The organism is Desulfobacter postgatei 2ac9 (assembly GCF_000233695.2).
Classification (GTDB): domain Bacteria; phylum Desulfobacterota; class Desulfobacteria; order Desulfobacterales; family Desulfobacteraceae; genus Desulfobacter; species Desulfobacter postgatei.
In genome coordinates, this window is the sequence record NZ_CM001488.1 from 157,255 (window position 1) to 177,963 (window position 20,709).

20 protein-coding genes are annotated in these 20,709 nt (G+C 46.4%); 11 read left to right on the top strand and 9 right to left on the bottom strand.

Annotated features, from left to right (window positions below; genetic code table 11):
- Positions 1–26: 26 nt before the first annotated feature.
- Genes DESPODRAFT_RS00895 through DESPODRAFT_RS00905 form a run of 3 tightly spaced genes read right to left on the bottom strand, consistent with a single transcriptional unit; the run spans position 27 to position 2,551 of the window.
- Positions 27–716, bottom strand: coding sequence for a septum site-determining protein MinC (locus DESPODRAFT_RS00895; RefSeq protein ID WP_004070579.1), 690 nt, complete (start codon positions 714–716; stop codon positions 27–29).
- Complete coding sequence (locus DESPODRAFT_RS00900; protein WP_004070580.1) at positions 713–1,864, bottom strand: hybrid sensor histidine kinase/response regulator; 1,152 nt, start codon at positions 1,862–1,864, stop codon at positions 713–715. Before DESPODRAFT_RS00900 ends, DESPODRAFT_RS00895 begins: the two co-directional genes overlap by 4 nt.
- Before the next feature lie 36 nt (positions 1,865–1,900).
- Entirely contained in the window at positions 1,901–2,551 is a 651-nt protein-coding gene (locus DESPODRAFT_RS00905; protein WP_004070581.1) for a response regulator, read from the bottom strand.
- Positions 2,552–2,763: 212 nt separating this feature from the next.
- Here DESPODRAFT_RS00905 and aroB point away from each other — a divergent pair, with 212 nt between their 5' ends.
- The 6 genes from aroB to rpmB all read left to right on the top strand — a co-directional run bounded on the left by aroB (position 2,764) and on the right by rpmB (position 6,822).
- On the top strand, positions 2,764–3,801 hold the full coding sequence (gene aroB / locus DESPODRAFT_RS00910) for a 3-dehydroquinate synthase (protein WP_004070582.1): 1,038 nt from the start codon (positions 2,764–2,766) through the stop codon (positions 3,799–3,801).
- Between the two features lie 74 nt (positions 3,802–3,875).
- Entirely contained in the window at positions 3,876–4,451 is a 576-nt protein-coding gene (gene rbr / locus DESPODRAFT_RS00915) for a rubrerythrin (RefSeq protein ID WP_004070586.1), read from the top strand.
- A 156-nt stretch (positions 4,452–4,607) separates the two neighbouring features.
- On the top strand, positions 4,608–4,934 hold the full coding sequence (gene trxA / locus DESPODRAFT_RS00920) for a thioredoxin (protein ID WP_004070587.1): 327 nt from the start codon (positions 4,608–4,610) through the stop codon (positions 4,932–4,934).
- A gap of 11 nt (positions 4,935–4,945) precedes the next feature.
- Positions 4,946–5,860 carry a thioredoxin-disulfide reductase gene (trxB, locus tag DESPODRAFT_RS00925; RefSeq protein ID WP_004070588.1) on the top strand — a complete coding sequence of 305 codons (915 nt, stop codon included), beginning with the start codon at positions 4,946–4,948 and terminating at the stop codon, positions 5,858–5,860.
- 2 nt (positions 5,861–5,862) lie between these two features.
- A complete protein-coding gene (locus tag DESPODRAFT_RS00930; protein WP_004070589.1) occupies positions 5,863–6,546 on the top strand; it encodes an outer membrane protein assembly factor BamD in 684 nt (227 codons plus the stop codon).
- An 81-nt stretch (positions 6,547–6,627) separates the two neighbouring features.
- Positions 6,628–6,822 carry a 50S ribosomal protein L28 gene (gene rpmB, locus DESPODRAFT_RS00935; protein WP_004070591.1) on the top strand — a complete coding sequence of 65 codons (195 nt, stop codon included), beginning with the start codon at positions 6,628–6,630 and terminating at the stop codon, positions 6,820–6,822.
- 260 nt (positions 6,823–7,082) lie between these two features.
- Here rpmB and DESPODRAFT_RS00940 read toward each other — a convergent pair whose 3' ends face one another.
- From DESPODRAFT_RS00940 to ispG, 4 genes are all read right to left on the bottom strand, one after another.
- Positions 7,083–8,402, bottom strand: coding sequence for a PhoH family protein (locus DESPODRAFT_RS00940; protein WP_004070593.1), 1,320 nt, complete (start codon positions 8,400–8,402; stop codon positions 7,083–7,085).
- A 349-nt stretch (positions 8,403–8,751) separates the two neighbouring features.
- Positions 8,752–10,935 carry a RelA/SpoT family protein gene (locus DESPODRAFT_RS00945; RefSeq protein ID WP_004070595.1) on the bottom strand — a complete coding sequence of 728 codons (2,184 nt, stop codon included), beginning with the start codon at positions 10,933–10,935 and terminating at the stop codon, positions 8,752–8,754.
- A gap of 32 nt (positions 10,936–10,967) precedes the next feature.
- Positions 10,968–12,473 (bottom strand): proline--tRNA ligase, encoded by a 1,506-nt coding sequence (proS, locus tag DESPODRAFT_RS00950; protein WP_004070596.1) that lies wholly within the window; start codon positions 12,471–12,473, stop codon positions 10,968–10,970.
- The gene (gene ispG, locus DESPODRAFT_RS00955) at positions 12,457–13,551 is read right to left on the bottom strand and encodes a flavodoxin-dependent (E)-4-hydroxy-3-methylbut-2-enyl-diphosphate synthase (protein WP_004070597.1); all 1,095 of its coding nucleotides are present in this window, start codon (positions 13,549–13,551) and stop codon (positions 12,457–12,459) included. Before ispG ends, proS begins: the two co-directional genes overlap by 17 nt.
- A 286-nt stretch (positions 13,552–13,837) precedes the next feature.
- On the opposite strand from ispG, the gene DESPODRAFT_RS00960 reads away from it, so the two are divergent.
- Genes DESPODRAFT_RS00960 through DESPODRAFT_RS00970 form a run of 3 tightly spaced genes read left to right on the top strand, consistent with a single transcriptional unit; the run spans position 13,838 to position 17,098 of the window.
- A complete protein-coding gene (locus DESPODRAFT_RS00960; RefSeq protein WP_004070598.1) occupies positions 13,838–15,496 on the top strand; it encodes a class I SAM-dependent DNA methyltransferase in 1,659 nt (552 codons plus the stop codon).
- A 16-nt stretch (positions 15,497–15,512) separates the two neighbouring features.
- The gene (locus tag DESPODRAFT_RS00965) at positions 15,513–15,758 is read left to right on the top strand and encodes a nucleotidyltransferase domain-containing protein (RefSeq protein WP_004070599.1); all 246 of its coding nucleotides are present in this window, start codon (positions 15,513–15,515) and stop codon (positions 15,756–15,758) included.
- Entirely contained in the window at positions 15,737–17,098 is a 1,362-nt protein-coding gene (locus DESPODRAFT_RS00970; RefSeq protein WP_004070600.1) for a restriction endonuclease subunit S, read from the top strand. The genes DESPODRAFT_RS00965 and DESPODRAFT_RS00970 overlap by 22 nt, the downstream gene beginning before the upstream one ends.
- Positions 17,099–17,142: 44 nt before the next feature.
- Here DESPODRAFT_RS00970 and DESPODRAFT_RS21640 read toward each other — a convergent pair whose 3' ends face one another.
- Positions 17,143–17,451 carry an IS1 family transposase gene (locus tag DESPODRAFT_RS21640; protein ID WP_083843528.1) on the bottom strand — a complete coding sequence of 103 codons (309 nt, stop codon included), beginning with the start codon at positions 17,449–17,451 and terminating at the stop codon, positions 17,143–17,145.
- Between the two features lie 248 nt (positions 17,452–17,699).
- On the opposite strand from DESPODRAFT_RS21640, the gene DESPODRAFT_RS00975 reads away from it, so the two are divergent.
- Positions 17,700–18,416: a DnaJ domain-containing protein gene (locus tag DESPODRAFT_RS00975; protein WP_004070601.1), complete on the top strand. Its 717-nt coding sequence runs from the start codon at positions 17,700–17,702 to the stop codon at positions 18,414–18,416.
- A 201-nt stretch (positions 18,417–18,617) separates the two neighbouring features.
- Here the strand turns inward: DESPODRAFT_RS00975 and DESPODRAFT_RS00980 are convergent, their stop codons facing one another.
- On the bottom strand, positions 18,618–19,184 hold the full coding sequence (locus tag DESPODRAFT_RS00980; protein ID WP_004070605.1) for an Hsp20/alpha crystallin family protein: 567 nt from the start codon (positions 19,182–19,184) through the stop codon (positions 18,618–18,620).
- A gap of 150 nt (positions 19,185–19,334) precedes the next feature.
- Between DESPODRAFT_RS00980 and DESPODRAFT_RS00985 the strand changes: the two genes are divergently transcribed.
- Entirely contained in the window at positions 19,335–20,696 is a 1,362-nt protein-coding gene (locus DESPODRAFT_RS00985; RefSeq protein WP_004070609.1) for an IS1380 family transposase, read from the top strand.
- Positions 20,697–20,709: the final 13 nt, after the last annotated feature.

Here is a 20,709-nt window from a genome sequence, read left to right on the forward strand (position 1 = left end):
CCTCAATAATTATGATTGTTTTTTCTTTAAATCACTTCCGGCCAGGGCATCCGTTTAAACGGATTTTCTTTCATATAATTTTTAACCACAATGCCCCCCTGCTCCACACACGCAAATTCGGGACCCTGCCTTCCTGACTCGCCGGCTCCGGTGGCTGTTATCAGTCCTATCTTTACCAAACTTGGATTAAATGCCAGGGAGAATATCATGGCCCCATTATTTTCCGGGTATCCTGCATGGACTTTTCCTGTCAGAGTCCCGAGCACTATAATGTCGCCGCCTGCGGTAAGCTCTGCACCCGGGTTCACGTCTCCTGTAATTACCAGATGTTTTTTGGCATTGATTTTCTGACCCGAGCGTACCCTGCCCCTGAGCATAAGCACGTCACTTTTATGATGGTTCCAGCCCTTGGACAGATCCCTTTGACGGCGCCGTTCGGTGGGAATGGAGCGTTTTTTGGGGGAAGTCGAAATAGTGCCGAGCTCAAAATCGCGTTCAAGGTGTGATTTTATCCTGTCAATCAGTTCCTCCTGCCCGCTTGCATCACCGATATCAAGGGTCACATCTGCATTTATGGCCAGATGTTTGAGTTTGTCCAATAATCTGTCAATTTCAGCAATGATTTCAGACTCCGGGTGGGAGGGGTCTATGGTAATCCATAACCCGCTACCGGCACCTTTGAGTTTGACAGGAGCGGTGTTATCAAAATTTATCATTCAAGGATCTCTCTTAATTTATGTGAAAAATCCACCACGGAATAGGGTTTGAGAATATATCCCTTGCAACCCTGCCTGAGCATTTCCTGGGCATTTTCATCAATAGCATATCCTGTGGAGAGCAGAACCTTAATATCGGGGTTAAGTTTTTTCAACGCCATAAAGACATCCAGCCCATCCATGCCCGGCATGATCATATCCAGAACCACAATATTTATGTCGTTCTTTTTTTCTGCGTAGATTTTTAAGGCATCCTTGCCGGAAGCGGCTGTGAAAACCGTATAGCCCAGGGCCTTGCATATTGTACGTCCAACGTTGAGAATGCGCTGTTCATCATCCACCAGAAGCACGCACTCATGGCCAAGCTTCAGTTCTTCCTGGGCAGACGGCAGGTCATCTATGTGGTGGTTGTCCTCTGCCAGGGGGAGAATAACGGAAAAAGAAGAACCGACATTTAAAGAACTCCATACATCAATGACGCCCTTGTGATGTCTTACAATTTTCTTGGCAAAAGTAAGACCCAGCCCCTTTTTTTCGGGGAACTGGTTATGGTTGTGGGAATAAAAGGCTTTGAATATTTTTTCCAGGGTGGCGCTGTCCATGCCGATACCCGTATCGGATATGGTAATTTTACAAAAAAAACCCGATTCCAATCCAAAGGCGTCTGCCGTACCATTAAGAATTGCGGCAGCTTCCGTGCGCACGGAAAGTTTGCCCCCTTCGGGCATGGCCTGCAATGCATTATTGACTATGGCGGTGACCACCTGTTTAATTTTTTCAGGATCGCCTTTGATAATTAAAGGCTTAGCATGCAGACTTACATCCAGGATGATCCGGAGTCCCTTCATATTCAGGGTTTCCAACACAGAGCGAACCAGCCTATTGACATCCATGCGTGTTAAATAGACCTCATCGGCCATGGCAAAGCCGAGCAGTTGGTTGGCAAGATCAGAGCCCTTGTCAACGCTGGACAAAATTTCAATAATATGGCCGTAGAGCGGGTCTGTGGGATTCACATTATTCAGCATCAAAGAGGCATGCCCCTTGATGGCGGTCAACAGATTGTTTACGTCATGGGCAATGCCGTTGGCAAGCGCCTCCACAGCATCTGTTTTCTCAAACTGGGTTGCAGTTGTAATATGTTCCATTCAGTCCGTATCCTGGTGTATCGTCCTTGCCGGTGTCTATTCCAGGTCGATGATGCCTTCAAGGATGGCATACTTGGTTAATCCGGCCACTGAGAAAATATTTAGTTTTTTCATAATATTTCTTCGATGGGTCTCCACGGTTTTAATACTTACACCCAGTGTCTCGGCAAGATCTCTGGTTTTTTTGCCTTCAGCAATCAATTGAAGGACCTTGCGTTCCTTCCGGGAAATTTTATTGAATTGGGTTTGAGCCTTGCATGCGCTCAGATCCTTACCCAGGTCGTTGGTACACATTCTGGCAATGACGGGTGTCAGGTAAAAATTTGTACGGAGAACTTCCTGGATGGCATCATAGATTTCATCAAAGGCAGACACCTTAAGAATATAGCCGGAAGCGCCCGAATCAAACATTTTATCAACAATTTTTTTACTCGAATGCATAGACAGCGCGATCACCCTGGTATGGGGAACCTCTTTCCTGATCTTGGCTGTAGCTTCCACACCGTTAAGATCAGGCATGGAGATGTCCATCATTACAATATCTGGCTTAAGGATGATTGCCTTTTCAACCGCTTCTCTGCCGTTCTTTGCAATATCTATGACCTGTATACCCTTGTTTTCCAGAAGGCTTCTTAACCCCTCCCGAATAATGGCATGGTCGTCAGTTATAAGAACTTTTAACTGCATATGGCTCCAAAATATTTTATCAAAGTCTATATTGAAGATTGATTAAAATCAAATATTAATTAAATTATCTTTGCACTAAAAAGCTGCGGTTGAGTCCGCAATTTTTTTTAGTTTGCCCATACCCGCGAATATTGTTAAAAACATATGGAACTAAAAATAATATTAACTGAAGAAAATGAATACCAACCAGACCATTTCCCAAGGTAAAAAATATGATTCAAACCTTTACAGTTGAAGGCCGGCAAGGAACATCCGCCATCCATGTGGGAGAATCCTTGTCCCGTGTAGGAGATTACCTGCCGGATCAGGGTTCTGTGGTTATTGTTACCGATGAAAACATCCTCAAGCATTACGGCGCATCATTCCCTGCCGGTCATGTGATCACCGTCGGAACCGGGGAAAAGATAAAAACCCTTGCTACGGTAGAATATATTCTGCGGGAAATGATTAAGGCCGGATGCGACAGGTCAAGTTTTTTGCTGGCTATCGGCGGGGGCATTGTCTGTGACATTGCCGGTTTTGTGGCGTCTGTATTTCTAAGAGGCATCCGTTTCGGCTTTGTTTCAACCTCTCTTCTTTCCCAGGTGGATGCCAGCGTCGGAGGCAAAAACGGCGTCAATCTGGATGCCTTTAAAAATATGGTGGGGGTCTTCAGCCAACCCCAATTTGTGCTGTGTGACATCGACATGCTCTCCACGTTGCCGGACAGGGAAATCTCCAACGGCCTGGCCGAGATTGTCAAACATGGACTGATCAAGGATCGGCACCTTCTGGAATTTGTCGAAAACAACCGCGATAAAGCCCTGAACCGGGACCGGGAAACGGTTTTCCGGATGGTTGCGGCTTCAGTGGCCATTAAATCCGGTGTGGTCCAGGCAGATGAACGGGAGACCGGGGAACGCCGCAAGCTTAACTTCGGCCACACCATCGGACATGCGTTTGAAAAATTGAATCCCTGCGGCCATGGCCGTGCGGTCGCCGCAGGAATGGTCGCGGCAGCACAATTTTCCCAACAGAGAGGGTACATCAATCAAGGGGATGTGGACCGAATCAAAGATCTGCTCTTAGGACTTGGGCTGCCTGTTACCTTTGATTTTCCCCCGGAACAAATCATTGAGGCGGCATCCAGGGATAAGAAAAAACAAGGCCATAATCTCTTTTTTGTTTTTCTTGGACAGATCGGACAGGCCAGGGTGGAAAAGATCAGCTATGATGACCTAAACGTTTTTATTCGTGGATATTTTGCCTAATATTCGTTAAAAAAGAGTAACTTTGGTTGCGGTAACTCACCGCATATAAACAAGGAATGAAGGAGATTGAAATTATGGCACGTCTTAAAGGAACCAGAACAGAAAAGAACCTGCTCACCGCCTTTGCCGGTGAATCCCAGGCAAGAATGCGCTACACCTATTTTGCCAGTCAGGCTAAAAAGGACGGATATGTCCAGATTTCTGCAATTTTTGCCGAAACTGCCGATCAGGAAAAAGAGCATGCAAAGCGCTTTTTTAAATTTCTTGAAGGTGGGGAGGTCGAGATTACCGGGACCTTTCCTGCGGGTGTCATTGGCACCACACTGGAGAATCTGAAATCGGCTGCGGCCGGAGAAAATGAAGAGTGGTCCCATATGTATCCAGCGTTTGCCGCCATTGCCAGGGAAGAGGGTTTTGATGACATTGCCCTGGTTTTTGAAATGGTGTCTGTTGCTGAAAAACAGCATGAAAAAAGATACAATGACATGGCGGCCAATATTGAAGCGGGCACGGTTTTCAAAAAGAATGCCCCGGTCACCTGGCGGTGTCGAAACTGCGGTTATCTGCATGAAGGGACTGAAGCCGTTGAAATGTGCCCGGCCTGTGCCCATCCCCAGGCTCATTTTGAGGTCCTGGGTGAAAACTGGTAATCGAAAAGTCCCAAGTAGGGATGCGCTTTGTTCTTTTGTTTGGCAAGGCGCATCCCTAAATTTTAACAGCAATGCTGAATTTTGACGTCCCAAATTGACAAAACCCGATTATGAACTTATAGTTACGGCAATTTTAACCTAAAATAGGAAATAGCTATGGCCGAAAATATTATTCATCTCAATGATGAAGACTTCGACGAATTGTTAAAAACTTCTGACAAGCCGATTATGGTCGATTTCTGGGCACCCTGGTGCGGCCCGTGCAAAGCCATTGGCCCTACCCTTGAAGCATTAGCCAATGAATTTGGTGATCAGATAACCATTGCCAAGGTCAACGTTGACGACAACCCCATAAGCCCCAGCAAACATAATGTACAGGCCATACCAACCCTTATCTTTTTTAAGGATGGAGCAGTTGTCAATCAGATTACCGGCATGGTCGCAAAGGAAAAACTTGAAGAGGCCATCAAAAGCGTTCTTTAAGGAGGTTTTCAATGAGTGAATATGATCTGGTGATCATCGGTGCCGGGCCCGCCGGTCTGACCGCAGGACTGTATGCGGCCCGGGCTCGGATGAATGTTTTACTGATTGAAAAGGCTGTGCCTGGAGGGCAGATCCTTGTAACGGACTGGATTGAAAATTATCCCGGATTCCCCGAAGGGATTTCCGGATATGACCTGGCCGAAAAAATAAAAGAGCAGGCGTTGACTCTCGGTTTAAACATTGAAACCGCAGAGGTTCAGGGGCTTGATCTTTCCGGAACGATCAAGGAAGTTATTTTCAAGGAAAAACGCATCAAAACCAAATCCCTGATCATAGCCTCGGGCGCATCGCCCAAAAGACCCGGAATCGGTGAGGAGAAGTTCATGGGTAAAGGAGTCTCCTTTTGCGCCACCTGTGACGGGCCTTTTTTCCGGGACAAGGTGCTAGTTGCGGTAGGCGGCGGGGATACAGCGATTCAGGAATCCATTTTCCTCACCAAATTTGCTAAAAAAGTGTATGTGGTTCATCGCAGGGATGAACTTCGGGCCACTAAGATTCTTCAGGAAAGAGCTTTTGCCAACGACAAAATTGAATTCCTCTGGGATAGTGTAGTGACGGGTATGGATGGATTTTTTGGCGTTGAAAAAGTTCATGTCAAAAATTTAAAAACCGGCAATGAGTCCCAAATTGAAGCGAACGGCTGCTTTATCTGGATCGGTATTCTGCCGAACACCGAATTTATAAAAGGTGATGTGAAGACCGATGAAAGCGGGTTTATTGTTGTGGACACAAAAATGCAGACCAACGTACCCGGTGTATTCGCCATCGGCGATGTCAGGGATACGCCTTTGCGCCAGATTGCAACAGCTGTGGGAGATGGTGCTATAGCTGCGGTCAGTGCAGAGCATTATATAGAGAACTTATAAAAATGAAAAAATTTTTCATTACAGGGTTGGTCTTTCTTTTGCTGTCAGGGTGTTCCCTGTATGAAGAAAAGCATCAGATGAACAAAAATGCCCAGCAGCTGGCAGCAGAAGGCGCCGCTTCATTTATAAATGAGGATTACGAAGATGCGATCAAGGCATATACCGACCTGAAAGACTGGTATCCGTTTAGTAAATATGCCATTCTGGCGGAATTAAAGATTGCCGATGCGCATTTTCATCTTGAGGAGTATCCTGAGGCTATTGCCGCCTATGAAAACTTTGAGAAAATGCATCCCAAAAATGAGGCTGTGCCCTATATCATCAATCAAATCGCCATGTGCTGGTTTAATCAGATAGATACCATCGACAGGGATGAAACGCCTGCAAAAAAGGCCATGGCTGAGTTTGAAAGGCTGATCCGGTTATTCCCGGAAGATGAGCACAGCCAGGAGGCTCTGGCGCATATTGACGCCTGCATCGATAATATGGCCGCTCATGAGCTCTATGTCGCTAATTTTTATAATAAAACAGAAAAATACGAAGCTGCGCTTAAACGTTACCAGTATATTGTGGAAAACTATGCAGGGACAGATCAAAGCCGGATCGCCCTTGAAAAAATTCCCGGGGTGTCTGAACACATTAAAGAAGTCGAATCCGACAACGACGAAAACAACGACGAAAAATAAAAATCCTTTACTTTTATTTTAATATGTTGTATTCATTTTGGGTTTTAATTTTGATAGAGCGATTTTATTAGGAGTATAAATATGTCAAAAGAATGTGCAATCTGTGGAAAAAGACCAATGGTCGGCAATAATGTCAGCCATGCCCATAATCTCAATAAAAGGCGCTTCAATCCCAATCTCCAGAGAGTTCGTGCGGTGATTAAGCCGGGTTGCGTCAGAAAAATAGATGTATGCACATCCTGCATCAAGGCAGGAAAAGTTACCAAAGCCTCTTAGTGTTTGAACAAAAAGTCACCCATGTGCGACGTTGCATAAAAATTTGCAATCCTTACAACCTTCCAGGTTGCTCCGGTTACAAATTTTTATGAGCCTTGAATCTGGGTGACTTTTTTTCCAAACACGGGTTCCTGCGCAACTCTAAATAAAAATTCGCTATTAGGGTTGATAAATTATTACCCTTTTATAGAATTAAAAATATTATCAGTAAATTCCGGGTATGCTCTCGCATACCCGGAATTTTGTTGTTCAACCTTGGGCTATAATATTTTTGAAGCTAACTCGGCCAATTCAGAACGCTCACCTTTCTCAAGATTGATGTGGGCATAAATCTTCTGTCCCTTCATCTTTTCTATGATATAGGCAAGGCCATTGGTTTGGGTATCCAGATAGGGGTGGTCTATCTGGAATATATCCCCTGTAAAAACAATTTTTGTACCCTCCCCTGCCCGGGTGATGATGGTTTTTACCTCATGGGGCGTCAGGTTCTGGGCCTCATCCACGATAAAAAAGACCCGTACAATAGATCGGCCCCTGATATATGAAATCGGTGTGATAACGATCTTTTCCTCTTCTATTAACTCCTTGATATTTTTTCCGTTGGAACCATTTTCATTAAATTGATTCTGTATAACAGAGAGGTTGTCATACAGGGGTTGCATATAGGGGTCCAGCTTGGACGCCACATCGCCGGGAAGAAACCCTAAATCTTTGTTGCTCAGCGGAACCACAGGCCGGGCGATGAAAATCTGGCGGTAAAACTGCTTTTTAGCCAGGGCGGCGGCCAGAGCCAGCAGGGTTTTTCCGGTACCTGCTTTGCCGGAAATGGTAACAAGGGATATATCCGGATTAAGCATGGCATTCAGGGCAAATGTCTGCTCCGAATTCCGCGGTTTGATGCCGTAGCATGTTCTGGGTTGAATCAATTTGACGGTCTGACTTGCGCCGTCAAAATAGGCCAGGGCTGATTTGGATCCGTTTTTCAGTATCACATTTTCATTGGCAAAAAGAGCAACTTCCTGGCCCAGGCTTGCGGTTTGGGTTTCATAGGGCTTCTGATACAGGTCGCTCAGTACCTGGGAGCTGATGTTATTCACCACCTTCATACCCGTGTACATCTCGGAGATGTTTTCAACAAACTGGGAGTTGTAATTTTCAGTTTTTAAACCAATGGAGCGGGCTTTCAGGCGCAAGTTCACGTCCTTGGTTACAAAAACAACATTTTTAAAACCATTTTCTTTGGCAATGGAATAGGCAGTATTTATAATTCTGATATCCGGGGTGATTTCATTAAAATTGTTTTTAATTATGGGATCCAAGGGGGTATCCAGGCGAATGGCAATATTGCCTTTTCCGTTATCAATGGGCGCCCCGCCGTTGAGCACCGTATCACAGGATAAAGCATCCAGGGTCCTTAAAAAGTCCCGGGCATTGCAATTAATGACATTGTTCCCTTTTTTAAATTTATCCAGTTCCTCAATAACCGTAATGGGAATATAAATGTCATTGTCTTTGAATTGATGAATGCATCCGCTGTCATGTAGGATGACGTTGGTATCCAGGATAAAAATTTTTTTCATACAGATCTCCGCATTAAAATAAAAATTTTTAAACAGGCTCTCAAGGTGTGGTTGATTCAAGTATTGATCGAGAGCAAGGAGGTTGGTTACCGGACCTTTCCTTTCCGGTCTTCTGGCGGGGAGTGGTAAATTGAAAACGTTTACCATAATATTCCAGGCTAAAGCGTTAATGTTCGGGCCGGGTCAGCCCTATTTAAGAAGATTAGGCTCGACGATCCTGACAGGCTGTTGAGCATAATTAAACAATTCTTTGTTTAATTATTATAAAGTTTGGTTAGGAAATGATGAAGGCAGAACAATATTACAATTTTAAAAGCCTCTTTAAACGGCAAATAATATGGATGGTGTTTTATTTTGATTGCGAGCCTGACGTAATATCTTCAGTGATGACCCGTTTAACCTCGTTAACGGTTTTCACCCGGCGAAGTTCTGCCATTACTTTTTTAAGCTGCGCGGAACTTTCCACCATGATAGTGAAATAAAAAATACTGATACCCTCGACCGATGTTTCCGAGTGCGCGTTTAAAATATTGATACCGGCCTTTGAAATGACAGCAGCAATGTCGGCCAAAAGGCCATGGCGATCGTCTGTCTTGATGCAGATGGACGCAGGGTATGATTCCTTAATACCACTGGCCCATTCGACTTCAATAACCCTCTCACTGCTCATTTTTAAAATATTAATGCAGTTCTTTCGGTGGATGGCCACCCCCTGGCCCTGGGTAATATATCCGATTATGGGATCCCCCGGCAGGGGATTGCAGCATTTTGAAAATCTGACCAGAATATCATTAAGTCCTTTTACAATGATCCCGGTGGTCCGTTGTTTGTCCGAAGGGCGGGAAACTATTTTTTCAATGAGGGCATCATCGGCGTCTTCTAAATCTTTTTCAAACTCCGGCACAGCGCGTTTCAGCAGCTGAAGTGCTGTCATTTGTCCGAACCCCACATGGGCGATCAGGTCGTCAATCGTCTTGAAACCCAATATGTCCGCCACCCTGGCGATATCACCTGATTTGATCAGGGCATTGAAATTTTGATTTCGTTTTCTAAATGTTTTCTCACACATTTCCCGTCCCAGGGAATAGCTTCTCTCCTTTTCCCTGGCATTGATATAGGCCCTGATTTTTGTCTTTGCCTTAACTGTTTTAACAAAATTGAGCCAGTCCCGGCTTGGGTTGTGTCCTTTGGTGGTTATAATTTCAATGGTATCGCCGGTGCGCAGTTCATGGGACAGGGGGACAAGCTTGCCGTTGACCCGGGCACCTGTGCACTGGGCCCCAACTTCCGTGTGAATCCGGTAGGCAAAGTCAACGGGTGTGGCTTTTTTGGGAAGGGTTTTGATCTCTCCTACCGGGGTAAACACGTAAATTTCACCGGGATAGAGATCTATGCGCACATTTTCAAGAAATTCATCCGGATCTTTAAGATTTTCCTGATTCTCCACAAGATTCCGGATCCAGGCAAACAGTTCGCCGGTGTTTTCGTCAATCCTGGTCCCTTCCTTGTATGACCAGTGCGCAGCAATGCCGGATTCTGCCACCCGGTCCATCTCATGGGTCCTGATCTGGATTTCCACCCGCTCACCTTTGGGGCCGATTACCGTGGTGTGGATGGATTGGTACATATTGGGCTTGGGATTGCCGATATAATCCTTTATTTTATAATATATGGGCTTCCACATGGAGTGAACCGCCCCCATGGCAGCATAACATTGGGGCACGGTATCCAGGATGATTCGAAAGGCAATGAGATCATAAACCTCATCAAACTCAAGACCCTGGGACAACATTTTCTGGTAAATGGAGTAAAAGGATTTAAACCGTCCCTTGATCTGGCAGGGCAGTTCCATCTCTTCCATTTTATAGTGCAGGGAGGCTGAGACCTCATTAATATACGCTTCCTGCTCGTCCTTAGCCTTATTGACCAGGGTCAGGATACGATCATGCTCTTCACGCAGGGTGTAAAAAAAGGCAATCTCTTCCAGTTCGTTTTTAATCCAGAAGATGCCAAGACGTGCGGCGATGGGTGCATAGATATCCAGGGTTTCCTGGGCAATGGCCGCCTGCTTTTCAGGTTTTTTGTGGTATTTAAGGGTCCGCATATTGTGCAGACGGTCTGCTAATTTGATGAGCACCACCCGGATATCATCTGCCATGGCCAGGATCATTTTACGCAGGGATTCTGCCTGCTGGGCCACCTTGGTGGATGCATGCAGGGCGGACAGTTTGGTCACGCCCTCCACAATATGGGCTACCCCTGGGCCAAACATATCAGCAATATCTTCTTTGGTGGCAGGGGTATCCTCAATTACATCATGGAGCAGGGCGGCAGCAATACTCTCCATGTCCAGCTTCATGTCGGCCAGAATATTGGCCACCTCCAGGGGATGAGACAGATAGGGCTCTCCTGAAAGCCTGACCTGACCTTCATGAACCCGGGCGGAATAGATATAGGCCCGGTCAATGAGCGAGACATCCGCATCTGGACTGTATTCATAGATTTTGTCCAATATGTCGGTGATTCGAATCATTTTATGCCACCGGTTGCCGCGCTACCTTAAACTTAGTAAGCCTTAGCAAAAAGTACCCGCCGATCACTTTTTTCGCCACAATAAATACAAGATCCCGCTTCGTCAGGGCTGTCAAAGGGAATACACCGGATGGTTACGGACAGATCCTGTTTTATTTTTTCTTCACATTGGTCTGATCCGCACCAGTGGGCCAGAACAAACGCACCGTTGTTATACCCGTTTGCTTTTTTATACAAATCATAAAACTGGTCTTTTTCATCAATGGAAAAGGTGTTGGCTTCCCGAAAAGCTTGGGCGCGCTGAAACAGGGTCTCCTGGATATCGTCCAGGATATCGGCAATGGTATTTATAAACGCTTCTCTATTAATCCCCTTTTTCTCACCCGTATCCCTGCGGGCCATGAACAAACTGTTGTTTTCAATGTCCCTGGGGCCAAGCTCCACACGCACCGGAATGCCTTTTTTCACCCAGTCCCACCCCCTGGCGCCGCCGATGTCCCGGCTGTCGATCTCCACTTCAACCGGAAGGCCGTGAAAGGTTTGCTGTCTTAGCGCGGCTTGAAGTGCTTGGGCACTTTCCTGGACCTCTGAATTGTCAGCCCCTTTCTTGATAATGGGCAGGATCACCACATGGGCCGGGGCGATGCGGGGCGGAACCACCAGACCGTCATCATCGGAATGCACCATGATCATGCCGCCGATCATCCGGGTGGACGTTCCCCAGGATGTGGTCCAGGCAAAGGATTCCTGGCCCTCCTCATTCTGAAATTTAATATTGGAGCCTTTGGCAAAGTTCTGGCCCAGGAAATGGGAGGTGCCGGCCTGCAGCGCTCTTTTATCCTGCATCATGGCTTCAATACACGTGGTGTCGTCAGCACCGGGGAACCGTTCGGATTCACTTTTACGGCCTTTGATGACCGGCATGGCCAGTCTCTCTTCAACAAATTTGGCGTAAATTTCCAGCATCTGAAGGGTCCGTTCCATGGCCTCTTCTTTCGTGGCATGGGCTGTATGTCCTTCCTGCCATAAAAACTCACTGGTGCGCAGAAACATACGGGTACGCATTTCCCAGCGCACCACATTGGCCCACTGGTTCAAAAGAATAGGCAGATCCCGGTAGGATGACGTCCATCTGGACATGGACTCGCCGATAATTGTTTCGGATGTGGGCCGGACAATCAACGGCTCGGCCAGTTCTCCGGCCGGTACAAGCCGGCCGTTTTCGCCCTTTTCCAGCTTGTGATGGGTGACAACGGCACACTCTTTGGCAAAACCTTCCACATGCTCGGCCTCTTTTTCAAGGTAGCTTAGAGGAATAAATAATGGGAAATAGGCGTTTTTTACCCCGGTTTCCTTGAACATGGCATCCATCTGGCGCTGGATGTTCTCCCAGATGGCATATCCCCAGGGTTTGATCACCATGCATCCGCGGACCGGCGAATTTTCCGACATGTCCGAGGCTTTTACCACCTCCTGGTACCACTGGGAATAATCTTCTTCCCTTGTGGGGGTGATGGCTGTCTTAACTTTCTTTCCCATTTACTTCCTCCGCCTTTAAGGTCATTGCATCAATCTCTTTTATGAGTTCATCCACAAGATACGCCTGATCAATTTTGCGGATGACTTTCCCCTTTTTAAACAAAATTCCATTGCCGTCGCCCCCGGCAATGCCGATATCGGCTTCTTTGGCTTCTCCCGGACCGTTGACCACGCATCCCATAATAGCAACTTTAATCCGTGCTGAGCGCTCAAGTAAAGCTTTTTCTACCTGTTCGGCAATTTTAAACAAATTTATTTTACACCGTCCGCAGGTGGGGCAGGAGATCAACTCCGGACCCCGCTGGCGCAGACCCAATGCGCGTAAAATTTCAAACCCGGTACGGATCTCTTCCACCGGGTCCCGGGTCAGGGAGACCCGGATGGTGTCTCCGATCCCTTCGGACAGCAGCATGCCGATGCCGATGGCGGACTTGGTGATGCCTGCATAAAGGCCACCGGCCTCGGTGACCCCCACATGAAGAGGCACGTCGGTCAACGGTGAAAGCTGCCGGTAAGCCTCCACGGTGCGCGCCACATCCGAAGCTTTCAGGGATACCTTAATATCATAAAACCCCAGATCCTCAAGAATCCGAATATTGGCAAGGGCACTTTCCACCATGCCCCTGGCTGTGACACCGTATTGTTTCTCAATCTCTTTTTCCAAAGATCCGCCGTTTACCCCGATGCGGATGGGAAGCTTGTGGGCCTTGGCACAGTCCACCACTGCTTTTATTTTGTCGGCCGTGCCGATATTGCCTGGATTGATCCGCAGTCCATCCACACCGGATTCGGCCGAAGCAATAGCCAGACGCCAGTCAAAATGGATGTCGGCAATCAAGGGGATGTGAATCTGCGCTTTAATTTTTTTTAACGCCTTGGCCGCTTCCATATCCGGCACAGCTGCCCGGACAATTTCGCACCCGGCCTTTTCCAGGGACAATATCTGATTTACAGTGGCTTGCACATCCTGGGTCTGGGTGTTGGTCATAGACTGAACCGAGACCGGGGCATCGGAGCCCACAGGTTGTGATCCCACATTTATCTGCCGGGTTTTCCGGCGTTCTTTGAGCAGCGACATAAAAAAACCCTTCCTTATTTTAAAAAAGCAACTGCCTGCATCGCAGTTTTTCAGATGCAGGCATGTTTTTATAATCAATCCATTATCATACCGGGACCGGTTTTTTCAAGATATTGATGCCGGGCCAAAGGCCGGTATAACACCAACAGAATCTTTAAGCCCCCATCATGTCGGGGCAAATTTAACTTCTCCCTTGCCATTCATGCGGCAGTCAGGATATTCTCCAAAAACCTTAATTAGCGAGCCTTTCCAAAAATCAATTTCCAAGCAAAAGAAAATAAACCCCATGCCGGATAAAGAACAAAAATTTTTTGATTCCCTGGATAAAAAGCTGTGGAATGCGGCGGACAAGCTGCGCGCCACCCTGGATGCGGCCCAGTATAAGCATGCGGTCCTGGGGCTGTTGTTTGTCAAATATGTTTCGGACGCTTTTGACATGCGGCGGCAGGAGCTGACCGAGCAGTTCAACACGCCCGGGCATGACTATTTTCTTGATCCCGGGGATTATTACGCCGAGGCCGAATACCAGGCCGAGATCGCTGACGAGCTGGAGATTCGGGACTATTACACCGAAAAAAACGTCTTCTGGGTGCCGCAGCTGGCCCGCTGGCAGATCCTGCGCGACAATGCCACCCTTGCGCCGGGCACCGGGATCAAGATCAAAAACGGCAAGACCCACACCTACACCTTCCGCAGTGTTGGGCGGCTCATCGACGATGCCCTGGAGGCCATTGAACAGGACAATCCAAAGCTAAAAGGTGTACTGAATAAATCATACGGACGTTTGCAGATCGATCAGTCCAAACTTATTGAGCTGATCAACCTGCTTTCCCAGATTCCCTTTGCCCACGACACCCTGCAGTTCAAGGACATCCTTGGGCATGTCTATGAATATTTTCTCGGTCAGTTCGCCCTGGCCGAAGGCAAGAAGGGTGGCCAGTTTTACACCCCGAAATCCATTGTTTCTCTGATTGTCGAGATGCTGCAGCCCTTTCGGGGTCGGGTATATGATCCGGCCATGGGTTCCGGCGGCTTCTTTGTGCAGAGCGAGCGGTTTATCAAGGCGCATGGCGGAAGCCTCGGCAGTGTCTCCATCTACGGCCAGGAGTACAACCACACCACCTGGCAGCTGGCAGCCATGAACATGGTGATCCGGGGCCTGGACTTCAACTTCGGCAAGGAACCGGCCAATACCTTTACCAATGACCAGCACCCGGACCTGCGCGCCGACACCATCATGGCCAATCCGCCCTTTAACATGAAGGAGTGGAACACCGGCGTCAGTGATAATGATCCGCGCTGGCAGTACGGCAGACCGCCGACGAACAACGCCAACTTTGCCTGGCTCCAGCACATGTTTTATCATCTGGCCCCCAATGGTTCCATGGGGTTGCTCCTGGCAAACGGCTCCATGAGTTCCAACACCAACACCGAGGGCCAGATCAGAAAGGCGCTGATCGAAAACGATCTTGTAGAGTGCATGGTGGCCCTGCCCGGCCAGCTCTTCACCAATACCCAGATTCCGGCCTGTATCTGGTTTTTGACCCGCAACAAGAAAGCGCGCAACAGTTTCCGGGACCGCTCCGGCGAAGTGCTGTTTATCGATGCCCGCAACCTGGGCTACATGAAGGACCGGGTGCTGCGGGATTTCAAGAAGGAGGAGATCGACAAAATTGCCGGAGCCTTCCATGCCTGGCGGAAAGGCGAAGGATACGCGGACGAGGCCGGGTTCTGCATGTCTGCCAAACTGGACGTGATTACCAAGCATGACCATGTGCTGACGCCGGGCCGCTATGTGGGGGCTGCGGAAGCGGAGGAGGACGGCGAACCCTTTGCCGATAAGATGGCTCGATTGACGGCCCGGCTTTCAGGGCAGTTTAATGAGAGTGCCAAGCTGGAAGAGCAGATTAAACAGAATCTGGCCGGACTGGGGTATAAAATTTGAACACGGGGAAATAGTAATGAGCAATAGTGAAGATGATACAGAAATTTTTCTTGAAGCCATGGGAACTTTTTCCATGACCTCAGATGTGGATTTGGCCCTGTATGGGGATGAGCTGACCATCTCCGACCAGGCCAGGCTCGGGGCTGAAATTGACCGACTTCCCATGGCCCAGCGGGTGGATCTGCTGATCTACAGGACTATTAATAATGAGAAGTTTCGGAAGCATGGCAAGGAGTGGTTTTGCAGGAGTTGGGAGGGGTGAGTGCTAACTTTAGCAAATTATCAGAAGTAGCAGATGTTATCGATTCACTGCATAAGACACCGAAATATTCGGAGACAGGTTTCCCTATGGTTCGGTGTACAGATGTTAAATATGGGAAATTAGATTTATCAGATACTCTAAAAGTAAGTGATGAAGTCTTTGCTGAGTTCTCCCGTCGGTACAAACCAAAAAAGAACGACATAATTATTACCAGGGTTGGGTCGTATGGATTAACCGCATTGGTAGACGATAGCAATTTCTGCCTTGGACAAAACACAACCGCCATAGTCCCTAAAATCAATCCTCGTTATTTATACATTGCCCTTAATTCACCACAGGTAAAAAACCAAATCGAATTTTCTGTAGTTGGCAGCACACAAAAAACGCTCAGTTTAAAAGCAATCAATGATCTTGAGATACGGCGATTTGGTGGAGATGTTGAAGATAGAATCGCTGAAATACTCAGCGCGATCGACGATAAAGGTCAACTCAACCGCCAGATCAACCAGACCCTGGAGGAGATGGCCCAGGCCATTTTCAAATCGTGGTTTGTGGATTTCGAACCGGTCAAGGCCAGGATCGAGGCAAAAACAAACGGCCAGGACCCGGAACGCGCGGCCATGTGCGCCATCAGCGGTAAAACCGACGCCGAACTCGACCACATCTGCCCTGACCAGCTTGTCCATCTCCGCGCGACCGCCGCCCTCTTCCCCGACGAACTCACCGACTCCGAATTAGGGTTGATTCCGAAGGGATGGGGCGTTTCAACTATCGGAGTTGAGTTTATTGTAACAATGGGACAATCTCCGCCCGGACATACTTATAACAAAAATCAGGAAGGAACTCCTTTCTTTCAGGGGCGAAGAGATTTCAAATGGCGTTATCCTGTTAATCGGGTTTTCTGCACAGCACCAAAACGCTTTGCCCAAAAAGGAGACACCCTATTAAGTGTAAGAGCTCCTGTTGGAGATGTTAACAAGGCTGCGACAATTTGTTGCATTGGCAGAGGGTTGGCCGCCCTACGTCATAAATCAGGGTGCGAGGCATATACTTATTATACCCTTAAAAAATTAGAGCAATATTTCAATAATTTTGACACAGAAGGTACAGTGTTTGGCTCGATTAATCAGAAGGCCTTAAAAAATATAAAAATTATTCATCCTAATGCTAAGAATTTAAAAGAGTTTTCAAGACTTATAGGGGGATTTGATCAACAAATTTTGAATAATGAAAATCAGATTTCCTCCCTCACCCAACTCCGTGATACCCTACTCCCAGAACTCATCTCCGGAGAGATTGCCGTTAATGTTGCGGAATCCGTCAACAAGGAGGTAATATGAATACAACCATAAACGGTGGTGATGTAAAAAGTATGCTATGCTTTTTATACATGACCAAAATTGATATAAAAAAAGACTAACTCAAATGATTTAAGATGGTTATAAAGGTTTTTGGAAAAACAACACGTTTTTCTAAATGCACGTCGAATTCTGTGTCTCAATCTGCAATTATTTCCTTCAATTCCAACAGTATTGGCTTTCCCCGTAACATGATTGTCGGATTTGAAGGTTTTTACAAAACTTGTCCAGTCGTCCGTATAAATCGTGTCAACCGTGATGCCCAGCTCTGTAATTTTTTTCCGTAAATCTCTTGCGGTAGGCAAATTACGCTTGCCCTTATTCCAAAAAAACAATGAACCCGCATTACTTTGTAAGTAAAAATATTAATCATAATTTTAATTATATTGACACGTTAATTTTTATATCTATTTTTGCTCTTGAGAAAGCCACAGCACTGTTTTAATTTTGATATTGTTTATAAAAAAATCTGGGTAAGTTAGTCAGATCTTTCAAGCTTTTTTTGTGGGCTATGCCTGGAAGTTGATATCTCAGGTCAGCCCATGGATGTTCTATTGAAGCATTTTTATCAGGAGGTGATGTTATGCAAAAAAACTATTACCTTGTTTTAGGAATTCCTTCAGAAGCAACACCGGATGATATCAAAGACGCATATCGAAAACTTGTCAAAGAGTTTCATCCGGATCATTACGGCGGAGATAACCATTCTCCCTTTCTTGACATCCAGGAGGCATATTCAGTACTGTCCGATCCATCTAAAAGACGTGTCCATGATCTTGAGGTTTTAATACAAAAAGATAAGTTAAGATCCCGGTATGCAGAAAGTATCCAATCGGGCCCGGGCAGACAAGCAGAACCTCTAATCCCTGGTCAGCAACAGCCCGTGAATTTGGGGGCGGCAAGCCTTGCCAGGTCTTTTCATACGTATCAATCGTCATTTGATGAATTATTTGACAAGATATTCAGCAATTTCAGCCAGACACCAGGTCCTAAAAGCGAACATCCTGAGAACCTCAATGTTGTTATCACGCTGACACCTTTACAGGCGTTTCAGGGTGGACGAATCAAAATAACACTGCCGGCGCAACTCAAATGTCCGGCCTGTTCCGGGCAAGGATGGGTTGGCATGTACGAATGCCGGCGATGTCGTGGTCAAGGTGTTGTGTCAGGCGAGTATCCTGTCATGATCAACTACCCTTCAGGTATATCAGACCATCATTTGGTTCAATTGCCGCTGGATACGTATGGAATTAAAAATTTTTATTTAACGGTACATTTTCGTATCAGTGAAATCCTTTAAACTAAAATTTTTTTTATAGACCAAATGAGCAATTTGAAAAAAGACCCGGTTCTGATTGAACCGGGTCTCGTGTTGAGCCATCACCTGCCTGAACCTTGATCCGGCGAGGGCATGCATTTCCTGTCCTTGGGCAGTGTCAGACGGAGAACGCCGTCCTTTTTGAATAAAGTTTGTGGCAATTCATTAAAACACTGCATGGTTTCATGCGGTTTTCACCTCAATCTGTTTTACGTTGGATTTCGGCAGTGCCTTTCTGGGCATGGTTACAGTCAATACGCCTGTTTTAAATGTAGCCTTGACTTTGTCCTGATCCGCATCTTCGGGAAGGGACAAAATCCTCTGGAAAGAACCGTAAGAACGTTCCATCCGGTAAAAATTTTTTTCCTTTTCTTCTTTTTCCTGTTTCTTTTCACCGCTGATGGTCAGGGTATCGTTAATGATTTCCAGTTTGACATCCTTTTCATCCACACCGGGTATCTCAACGGTAACGGTATATTCCTTGTCAGTGGCGCCAAGATCCAGGGTGGGTTTCAGTATGCCGTCGGCAAAAGTTGGAACCAACGACTGGTCAGGGCTGAATGGAGACAGCCCGAACCCGCGAAACGCCCGATCAAAGAGCTGGTCAATTTCCTGATGAAACTGCTCTAGCGGATGGGCAGGAACGCTTGCGCTTTTTCCTGTTTTTTCACGTGCTACCGGCACCATTTTACCCGCATCCTCTTCCTCTTTTTTAAACCAGTTCCAGGGTACCCATTTTTTAATGTTCATCGTATACCTCCTCTGTTTAGGTTTAAAACTATTACTTTTTACCTGAGTTAGCGGCATAAAGATTGCTTTTTTAATTATAACATATTGAAATTTTAATATAAAATTAATACAATGGCATTAAAAAAACATTCACTTCGGAGGTGAAGACCGATGCCGACCACTATCAATGTAAAACATGGAAATGAAAACCTTGTCAGTCAAAGCGGATTGCTCCCTGTAGGTGCATTGCTTAAGTCGATTAATTTTGCCCAGCGGTTCAAAAATTTACCGGATGTACATTGTGTTGATCCTAATATTTCTCATGGAGAGATCCTTTCGTCCATGTTGGGACTTATTTGTGTTGGTAAGCCAGACTATATCGCTATTGAAATTTTCAGGCAGGATCCATTTTTCTTTACACAATCTCTGGGAATCAGCAATTGTCCTTCTCAATCAACATTGCGTGAACGCATTGACCTGATCGGGGAATCTGCCAATGAACTTATCAAGGAGGCTTCAGTTGAAATGATTCGAGGCAAAGCACCCGCCATTTCACCGGTTCAGACGAGTGTCGGCAATTATATTCCCTTAGATCTGGACGTTAGCCCTTTTGACAATTCAAAAACGAAAAAAGAGGGAGTTTCCAGGACATACAAAGGCTGTGATGGCTATGCACCAATGTTCGGATATTTAGGAACTGAAGGATACTTAATCAATGTAGAGCTTAGAGAAGGCAGCCAGCATTGTCAAAAAAACACCCCGGAATTCATTCAAGAAATATTAAAATTAACCAGGCAGATTACCCAGGAACCTCTTCTTATCCGTCTTGATTCAGGAAATGACAGTCAGGATAATTTTGAAGTAATAAAAACATGCGAAGGTGTTGATGTCTTGGTTAAGCGCAATTTACGTAAAGAATCTTTGGATGGTTGGCTTATCCTGGCCCAGAATACTGAAAGCGTTAGATTGATTCGCTGTGGACACAAAAGTGTGTGGGTCGGGCAAACAACTGTTGACCCAAAAGGGCGGGCATTGCCACGTCCGATTGTCTTCAAAGTGACTGAACGATATGAAGAAAAAGGGGAGCCCCTGCTTTTTCCCACAATTGAAGTCGAGACCTATTGGGTTACCATCGCCGGGCTGAGCCCCCAAGAGGTCATCAATTTATACCATGATCATGGAACCAGTGAACAATTTCATTCAGAAATCAAAAGTGATCTTGGGTTAGAACGCTTCCCCAGTTGCCGTTTTAGCAGCAACAGCCTGATTCTCCATCTTGCTCTTTTGGCGTATAACATTCTTAGAATCATAGGCCAAATTAGCCTTGAGGAGCAGGATGAGAACAATCTTCCGATCAACCGTAGAAAAAAAGTCTCACGAAGGAGGTTAAGAACAGTTATGCAGGATTTAATGTATATGGCTGGCCGTTTAATATATAGTGGTCGGCGGTGGAGCATTTCATTTGGTAAGATCAACCCGTTTGCCCAATTGGCTGAGAACGTATTGTACCGGTTACGTTGTTCTCCAGGATAAGCACATTATTGGG

Excerpts from the sequence above, each read along its gene's own strand:
- DESPODRAFT_RS00930 (WP_004070589.1), top strand. The coding sequence starts at position 5,863 with ATGAAAAAATTTTTCATTACAGGGTTGGTCTTTCTTTTGCTGTCAGGG.
- DESPODRAFT_RS00940 (WP_004070593.1), bottom strand. The coding sequence starts at position 8,402 with ATGAAAAAAATTTTTATCCTGGATACCAACGTCATCCTACATGACAGC.
- DESPODRAFT_RS00965 (WP_004070599.1), top strand. The coding sequence starts at position 15,513 with ATGAGCAATAGTGAAGATGATACAGAAATTTTTCTTGAAGCCATGGGA.
- DESPODRAFT_RS00960 (WP_004070598.1), top strand. The coding sequence starts at position 13,838 with ATGCCGGATAAAGAACAAAAATTTTTTGATTCCCTGGATAAAAAGCTG.
- DESPODRAFT_RS00900 (WP_004070580.1), bottom strand. The coding sequence starts at position 1,864 with ATGGAACATATTACAACTGCAACCCAGTTTGAGAAAACAGATGCTGTG.
- DESPODRAFT_RS00895 (WP_004070579.1), bottom strand. The coding sequence starts at position 716 with ATGATAAATTTTGATAACACCGCTCCTGTCAAACTCAAAGGTGCCGGT.
- trxA (WP_004070587.1), top strand. The coding sequence starts at position 4,608 with ATGGCCGAAAATATTATTCATCTCAATGATGAAGACTTCGACGAATTG.
- DESPODRAFT_RS00980 (WP_004070605.1), bottom strand. The coding sequence starts at position 19,184 with ATGAACATTAAAAAATGGGTACCCTGGAACTGGTTTAAAAAAGAGGAA.
- proS (WP_004070596.1), bottom strand. The coding sequence starts at position 12,473 with ATGGGAAAGAAAGTTAAGACAGCCATCACCCCCACAAGGGAAGAAGAT.
- aroB (WP_004070582.1), top strand. The coding sequence starts at position 2,764 with ATGATTCAAACCTTTACAGTTGAAGGCCGGCAAGGAACATCCGCCATC.
- ispG (WP_004070597.1), bottom strand. The coding sequence starts at position 13,551 with ATGTCGCTGCTCAAAGAACGCCGGAAAACCCGGCAGATAAATGTGGGA.
- rpmB (WP_004070591.1), top strand. The coding sequence starts at position 6,628 with ATGTCAAAAGAATGTGCAATCTGTGGAAAAAGACCAATGGTCGGCAAT.
- DESPODRAFT_RS00945 (WP_004070595.1), bottom strand. The coding sequence starts at position 10,935 with ATGATTCGAATCACCGACATATTGGACAAAATCTATGAATACAGTCCA.
- DESPODRAFT_RS00975 (WP_004070601.1), top strand. The coding sequence starts at position 17,700 with ATGCAAAAAAACTATTACCTTGTTTTAGGAATTCCTTCAGAAGCAACA.
- DESPODRAFT_RS00905 (WP_004070581.1), bottom strand. The coding sequence starts at position 2,551 with ATGCAGTTAAAAGTTCTTATAACTGACGACCATGCCATTATTCGGGAG.
- trxB (WP_004070588.1), top strand. The coding sequence starts at position 4,946 with ATGAGTGAATATGATCTGGTGATCATCGGTGCCGGGCCCGCCGGTCTG.
- rbr (WP_004070586.1), top strand. The coding sequence starts at position 3,876 with ATGGCACGTCTTAAAGGAACCAGAACAGAAAAGAACCTGCTCACCGCC.
- DESPODRAFT_RS00985 (WP_004070609.1), top strand. The coding sequence starts at position 19,335 with ATGCCGACCACTATCAATGTAAAACATGGAAATGAAAACCTTGTCAGT.